Below are 6713 nucleotides of genomic sequence, written 5' to 3' on the forward strand. Positions count from 1 at the left end.
TTTGCTGCAAACTATTTACGGATATTTAATTGTTATGGTTTTGTAAACGGATGAAACCAAAAGACTAAAAATAAATTGTAAACAGATGAAAATTAATTTCTTAGTGTTAGGTAAAACTACCGATAAATATTTACTGAAATTGATAGATGAGTATCAGGGGCGGCTTGCTCATTACGTTTCTTTCAGCATGCAGGTTATTCCTGAGCTTAAAAACACAAAGCATTTATCCGTTGCCGAACAAAAGGAGAAAGAGGGGGAGCTGATTTTGAAACAAATCGAAAATGGTGATGAACTGATTCTGTTGGATGAAAAAGGAAAAGAGTTTACGTCTGTCGCTTTTTCGGAACAGGTGGAGCGGAAAATGTTATCGTCTGTAAAACGTATTGTATTTGTGGTTGGAGGGCCTTATGGCTTTTCCGATGGTGTGTACAAACGTGCTAACCAATTAATTTCACTTTCGAAGATGACTTTCTCACACCAAATGGTACGCTTGATTTTTGTGGAACAGCTTTACCGTGCCATGACAATATTAAAAGGCGAGCCATATCATCACGAATAATAAGGTAAAAGGTAAAAAGTTTTAGTTACATGACAAAAAACTGAATAGCAATCAGTATTTTGCTGACATTAAATGATTTTGTTTAAGTTATCTACTTCCTTTTGCCTTGATGCAAAAGGAACAAANAATCTTCCAAACTCGCTCCTCACGTCGCTCAAACAGGGAAGATTTTTTAACGCCGACTGCTCTTATCTTTCGGCTCACCGGACAAGGTCAAAAGAGTTCCTATTAACAGATTGCAAAAATATTCGACATTTTTTGTCATGTACTGAGGTAAAAAGTGTAAAGTATAAAGGTAAAAGTAACAGGTAAGTGATAAGAGATGAAAATGTAAGGTACTTTCTCCTTTTCCCTTTTTCCTAAAAACTATTTGAGATATGAAAAATATTCAAGTTGAGATAATAACAATTGGTGATGAAATACTAATAGGTCAGATTGTTGATACCAATTCGGCATGGATGTCGGCAGAACTGAATAAAGCCGGATTTGATATAGTGCAAATCACATCCATTCATGATGATAGGGAACAAATACTCACCTCGTTAGGGAATGCTCTGGAACGGGCTGATATTGTTTTGATTACAGGCGGAATAGGGCCTACTAAAGATGATATTACAAAACAAACCTTGTGCGAATTTTTCGGTACTAAACTGGTTTTCGACGAGTCGGTATACCACAATATCGAACGGTTGTTGGTAAACCGCAAGGGCGTTATGAATGAATTGACCAAAGCGCAGGCTATGGTTCCCCAATCGGCTACGGTGATTCAGAATAAGGCAGGGACAGCTCCTATAACGTGGTTTGAGAAAGATGGCAAAGTAGTAGTTTCTATGCCCGGAGTGCCGTATGAAATGAAGCAAACCATGAACTTTGATATTATCCCCCGTCTGAAAGAAAAGTTTGAAGCCTCAGTGTTGTTGCATAAAACCTTGTTGATATACGGATATCCTGAATCTGCTTTAGCTATAAAAATTGCCGATTGGGAGGACGCTTTACTCTCAAATTTACATTTGGCTTATTTACCCCACTATGGTATTATCCGCTTAAGATTGAGTGGCGTTTCTGATGATGTTCTTACGTTGGAATTGATGATGAACCAGCAAATAGACAAGGTAAAAGAAATACTGGGCGATGCTGTAGTGAGCGACGAGGATGTTTCAGTAGAAGAATTGGTGGGAAAAATACTTAAAAAGAAGGACTTAACCCTTGCTACAGCCGAGAGTTGTACCGGAGGAAATATAGCCCATCTAATAACTACTATTTCTGGAAGTTCGGCTTATTTTAAAGGTTCGGTTGTGTCTTATGCCAACGAAGTGAAAACGAAGGTTTTAGGAGTCTCAGCCAATGATATTGAGGAGTGTGGAGCTGTAAGTAAAGAAGTGGTGGAGCAGATGGTGCAGGGAGTTCAGCAGTTGCTGAGTACAGATGTAGCAGTAGCTACTTCGGGAATAATGGGGCCTGATGGTGGTACTGACGAAAAACCGGTAGGTACGGTTTGGATTGCGGCTTGCTACAACGGGAAAGTAATCAGTCGCAAATTTCAGTTCAATAACCAACGCGAACAGAATATAGAAAGAGCAACACAAGCAGCGTTGTTAATGGTTCGCGAAATTCTTGGAGAAGAGGTCTGAAAAGTCTTTTCAGACTATGCCACATGAGGGTAGTTAATTTACACATAGGAACACATAGATTGTAAATGCTTTTCTATGTGTCCTAATGTGTCCAAAATAATTTTTATTCCTCCCAAATGCTTTCCGGCGTGTATGGCCCGTCTGCAAAAACGGCGAATGCTCCGGTAGAAAGACGCTGATTGCGGTCGAGGGTTGCTATCTTCGCCATATCTTCGTCATTTAGTTTCACATTTACCGAGCCGAAATTCTCTTTAATCCGTTCTTTATTTACCGATTTTGGTATTACAATGGTATTTCTTTCCATGCCCCAGGCAAGCATTACCTGAGCAGGTGTTGCGTTGTGTTCTTTGGCAATGCTGAGAATTATATCTTCTTTGTCTGGGCCTTTTCCTGTGCTTGTTAACTTCCTGCTTCCTAAAGGCGAGTATGCTGTTACTAAGATTTCATTCTTTTGACAGAAAGTGACTAATTCATTTTGCTGAAAATAAGGATGTATCTCAATCTGGTTCATTTCGGGAACGATTGAGGTGTCATTTATCAGCTTTTGTATTTTCGGGATATTGAAATTAGAAACTCCTATATGCTTTGTCAGGCCTTTCTCTTGTAGTTTTGCCATTGCCTCCCAAGTGGTAGATAACGGCTGTTCATCAAGCGAAACAAGTTCAGAAGCATTTTCGGCTTGGTCATATCCGGTACGGAATGCAATAGGCCAATGCATTAGATACAAATCGAGGTAATCAATTTGTAAATCCTGTAGTGATTGCTGGATGGCTTTTTCTACATGTTCAGGGTCATGATAGCTGTTCCAGAGTTTAGATGTAATAAACAGGTCTTCTCTTGCTACCAGCCCCGAAGAAAAGGCTTCGTTAAGTGCTTTCCCAATTTCAGCTTCATTACCATAAATCAGTAGTGTCCCATTAAAATAAAACGATTAAAGTTTAATTAAATAAACATAGCNAACTATATTTCAATCGCTTGAAGAGGTAATTTCCATTTTTAATGGGACACTAATGACCATAAATATAGGCACAGTCGATATGCCTGTATCCAATCTCAAGTGCTTCCAAAACAGCATTGTATACTTCCAATGGTTTTGATAACCAGGTACCTAATCCGAATAAGGGAATTTTATCCCCATTCTTGAATGATAAAGTTTTTGATTCCATTGCTTATATAGTTAAGATTTTCTTGCTTTATTTTTCTTTATTAAAATCAGAAGTCAGGGTTATGGAGTTGATGCCGTTCAGTCGTTTAATGATATTATCCAAGCTGACAACAGATTCTTCGTCCAAAAATTCTTTTATCATATCATACAATCCTACAATATCGTTTGTATTCACAATATATGTCAGAGTCATTTCCTTTTTAGACAAAGAATAGTTCACGCCAATCTTGGTGTCTTGATAAAGGGCTATGTTAATTTTGCCGTTTTCGAGTGTATATATTCCGGAAAACGTAATCGGATTTTCGCCTCCGAATGCCATTACAATGATGTAAGTATTGTCCTTATTGAAAGTGATTGACAACTGGTCCGGCTTATATTGTGACAGTGCGCCATTAAGCATGCCGTTTACAATATCATTTTTGGGGTCGATAGATGCTGTTGATTGGGAGTAAGCCCATTTGCCTATAATAATTTCAGTATCCTCTTTTTTGCACGATGCAAAACAGAGCGAGAAAGCTATGGCGATAAAAATCAGGTTTTTAAGTTTCATGATGAGAGGTATTTAAATTGTTAGAAACAATATAGAAAGCAGTGATGTTTTTTTTAGTAGTTGTAACTTTTCTGCAATTATTTTATAAAACTCGCAATCAGGCCTACGCATCCGATAGTCATGATTATGCAACCTGTGATTATATTAATAGTCCGTAGCCCCCTTATGGTTAGTTTATCTCTGAAATGACTTACTATATAAGTCAGTAAACACCACCATGCGAAAGCACCTAAAAGAATAGATGATATTCCAATGATATAAGTTGATAAAGGGCTGTTTTCGGGTATGAAGCTGAAACGGGCAAATAATGCCATCAGCACAAAAAGAATCAATGGGTTGGAAAAAGTCAGCCCGAAAGCCGTAATGTAATCGCTGAATATATTGCCTTTGGAACGCTCGTTGGGGTGGGGTTGTGCCGACGGGTGGCTTTTGAATATGAAATACCCAAAAATTATAACAATTACAGTTCCGATAATCTGAAAAACCATGCGGTGCTCCTCGATAAACCCAATTACGAATTGTAGAAAAAACAGCATGACTACAGTGTAAACCAAATCGGAAGTAGTTGCTCCCAAGCCTGTGGCAATTCCATATTTACGCCCCCTGTTAAGAGTTCTTTGTACGCAGAGCATCCCAATAGGTCCCAGAGGAACTGAAATGCATAGCCCGATGATTATACCTTTAATAATTAAATCCAGCATTTATTACCTAATTTATTTTGCAAATATAGTCTTTTTCTTTAGTACTATTTTGCGTATTACTTGTTGTTGAAGCATTTCTATATAGAAATTAACATATTCTAAAACTATTATGTTGGAGGCTGGTAATATATTTTATTTAATGAGTTGCAGATTATTTCTTTTTCTTAAAAAATCAGCTTACTTTTGATTGTGTATAAATATTTTCATATCATTGTATCTAAATAATTAAAAAATAGAAGATGAAAATAAATGCAAAACATGTTATTCTTATTGTAGTGGCTTTTGTGCTGGTAGTTTTTTTATTCAATAGTTTTTATACAATTGATACCGGCGAGAGGGGAGTTGTATTAAGATTTGGCCGTTTGACCGCTATTGCAGACGAAGGGTTGAATATAAAAGTACCATTTATTGATGAAGTGAAAAAAATGTCGATACGGGATCATAATCTTACCATGCGGTCGGAAGTGTCGTCCAGCGATATTCAGACCATCGCAGTGGAGGTAGGATTGGTTTATTCTTTAGACCCCAAGCAGGTCGACCGTGTATTCCAGACTTATGGAACCAATATTGAAAATACGCTTATCCGTCCTACATTGTCCGAAAAAATAAACGCGGTGATTGCGGAGTATCCTATCGAGGCTTTTGTTGAGAAACGTGCTGAAATATCAAACCGGATAAACAATACATTTGCTGCTCAGGTAGCAGGGAGTGGAATTATGGTAAAAAGCCTATTGATAACAAACCACGATTTTAGCGACGAGTTTAATAAAGCTATTGAGGATAAAAAGATTGCTGAGCAGGGAGCTTTGGCAGCAAAATTTACCTTAGAGAGGATGAAACTGGAAGCCGAGGCGCAAAAGATAAAACAAGCATCTTTGTCGGATATGGTATTGCAGGAAATGGCAATAAACAAATGGGATGGAAAAATGCCTCAATATTTCAGCGGTGCCAATTTGCCTTTCATTACAATTAAATAAGGTTATATTGAAAATAGTATTATACAAAAATGGCCGGAAGAAAAAATCTTCCGGCCATTTTTGTGTTTCATATTATGTCTGTGTTATTCCATCATGTTATGAAAAACATTTTGCACATCTTCGTCATCTTCTATTTTCTCAATTAGTTTGTTTACTTGTGCTTTTTGTTCTTCATCAAGCTCTTTCATATCGTTAGGGATACGTTCAAACTCGGCGCTGAATATCTCAAATCCGTTTTCTTCCAAGTATTTTTGTATTGTCGAGTATGATGGAAAATCGCCATATAGTATTACGTTGCCATCATCTTCCCCCACTTCGTCTACACCATAATCAATCAACTCCAATTCCAAATCATCTAAGGTAACCCCTTCTTTTGGCGCAATTTTAAAAACACACTTGTGGTCGAATAAAAATTGCAGCGAGCCGGATGTTCCCAAAGAGCCTCCATGACGATTAAAATAACTACGGATATTGGCAACTGTCCTGGTAGGGTTGTCAGTTGCCGTTTCTATTACAATTGCAATGCCATTAGGTCCGTACCCCTCGTATACCATTTCTTTATAATCGGCCTCGTCCTTCGAAGTTGCTTTCTTTATGGCACGCTCAACGTTTTCCTTTGGCATGTTTTCCTTTTTTGCCTGTTGCATTAATACACGCAAACGTGGATTTGACTCTGGCTCAGGACCACCTTCTTTTACTGCTATAGTTATTTGTTTACCTAACTTTGTAAATACACGGGCCATGTTGCCCCAGCGTTTAAGCTTTGTTGCCTTTCTATATTCAAATGCTCTTCCCATTGTAACTTATTCTATTCAAAAGAGGTTTTATAAATAAAATTCAGGATGCAAAATTATTAAAAACAAGTGTAAAAACAGTCATTTTAGATAAAAAAATAAACTCATATACTATATACCATTTATTTGATGCTATAGTATATGGTATTAATTGCGTTTTTTTTGCTAAAAACTACAGAGTTTGATTAATAAAATCAGGATTAAATTTCTTTCGATGTGTCCGTTCTAAGTGTTAATTGTACTGTTCGGAAAAGAAATTTTTCTTTTATGAGCAATTATTTTCTTAAAAATTTTCTTGAAGCAGATAAAAGGTTATATCTTTGCGGAGTAAAAAAT

General features: G+C 37.2%; 7 protein-coding genes. 3 read left to right on the forward strand and 4 right to left on the reverse strand.

What is annotated here, in order from left to right; all coding sequences use genetic code 11:
* Positions 1-85: 85 nt before the first annotated feature.
* Both rlmH and D0T49_RS08630 read left to right on the forward strand, forming a co-directional pair.
* Positions 86-559, forward strand: a complete 474-nt coding sequence (gene rlmH / locus D0T49_RS08625) for a 23S rRNA (pseudouridine(1915)-N(3))-methyltransferase RlmH (RefSeq protein ID WP_163630378.1) — start codon at positions 86-88, stop codon at positions 557-559.
* 377 nt (positions 560-936) lie between these two features.
* Complete coding sequence (locus D0T49_RS08630; protein ID WP_203583455.1) at positions 937-2190, forward strand: competence/damage-inducible protein A; 1254 nt, start codon at positions 937-939, stop codon at positions 2188-2190.
* Between the two features lie 103 nt (positions 2191-2293).
* Here D0T49_RS08630 and D0T49_RS08635 read toward each other — a convergent pair whose 3' ends face one another.
* From D0T49_RS08635 to D0T49_RS08645, 3 genes are all read right to left on the reverse strand, one after another.
* The gene (locus D0T49_RS08635; RefSeq protein WP_163630396.1) at positions 2294-3097 is read right to left on the reverse strand and encodes an aldo/keto reductase; all 804 of its coding nucleotides are present in this window, start codon (positions 3095-3097) and stop codon (positions 2294-2296) included.
* A 286-nt stretch (positions 3098-3383) separates the two neighbouring features.
* On the reverse strand, positions 3384-3905 hold the full coding sequence (locus D0T49_RS08640) for a DUF5004 domain-containing protein (RefSeq protein WP_163630380.1): 522 nt from the start codon (positions 3903-3905) through the stop codon (positions 3384-3386).
* A 77-nt stretch (positions 3906-3982) separates the two neighbouring features.
* On the reverse strand, positions 3983-4606 hold the full coding sequence (locus D0T49_RS08645) for a LysE family translocator (RefSeq protein WP_163630382.1): 624 nt from the start codon (positions 4604-4606) through the stop codon (positions 3983-3985).
* A 239-nt stretch (positions 4607-4845) separates the two neighbouring features.
* Here D0T49_RS08645 and D0T49_RS08650 point away from each other — a divergent pair, with 239 nt between their 5' ends.
* The gene (locus D0T49_RS08650; protein WP_163630384.1) at positions 4846-5583 is read left to right on the forward strand and encodes a prohibitin family protein; all 738 of its coding nucleotides are present in this window, start codon (positions 4846-4848) and stop codon (positions 5581-5583) included.
* Positions 5584-5666: 83 nt separating this feature from the next.
* On the opposite strand, the gene D0T49_RS08655 is transcribed toward D0T49_RS08650, so the two are convergent.
* Positions 5667-6380 (reverse strand): YebC/PmpR family DNA-binding transcriptional regulator, encoded by a 714-nt coding sequence (locus D0T49_RS08655; protein WP_163630386.1) that lies wholly within the window; start codon positions 6378-6380, stop codon positions 5667-5669.
* Between the last annotated feature and the right edge of the window lie 333 nt (positions 6381-6713).

Origin of the sequence: Paludibacter sp. 221, from assembly GCF_010501035.1 — a bacterium.
GTDB lineage: Bacteria > Bacteroidota > Bacteroidia > Bacteroidales > Paludibacteraceae > QVMH01.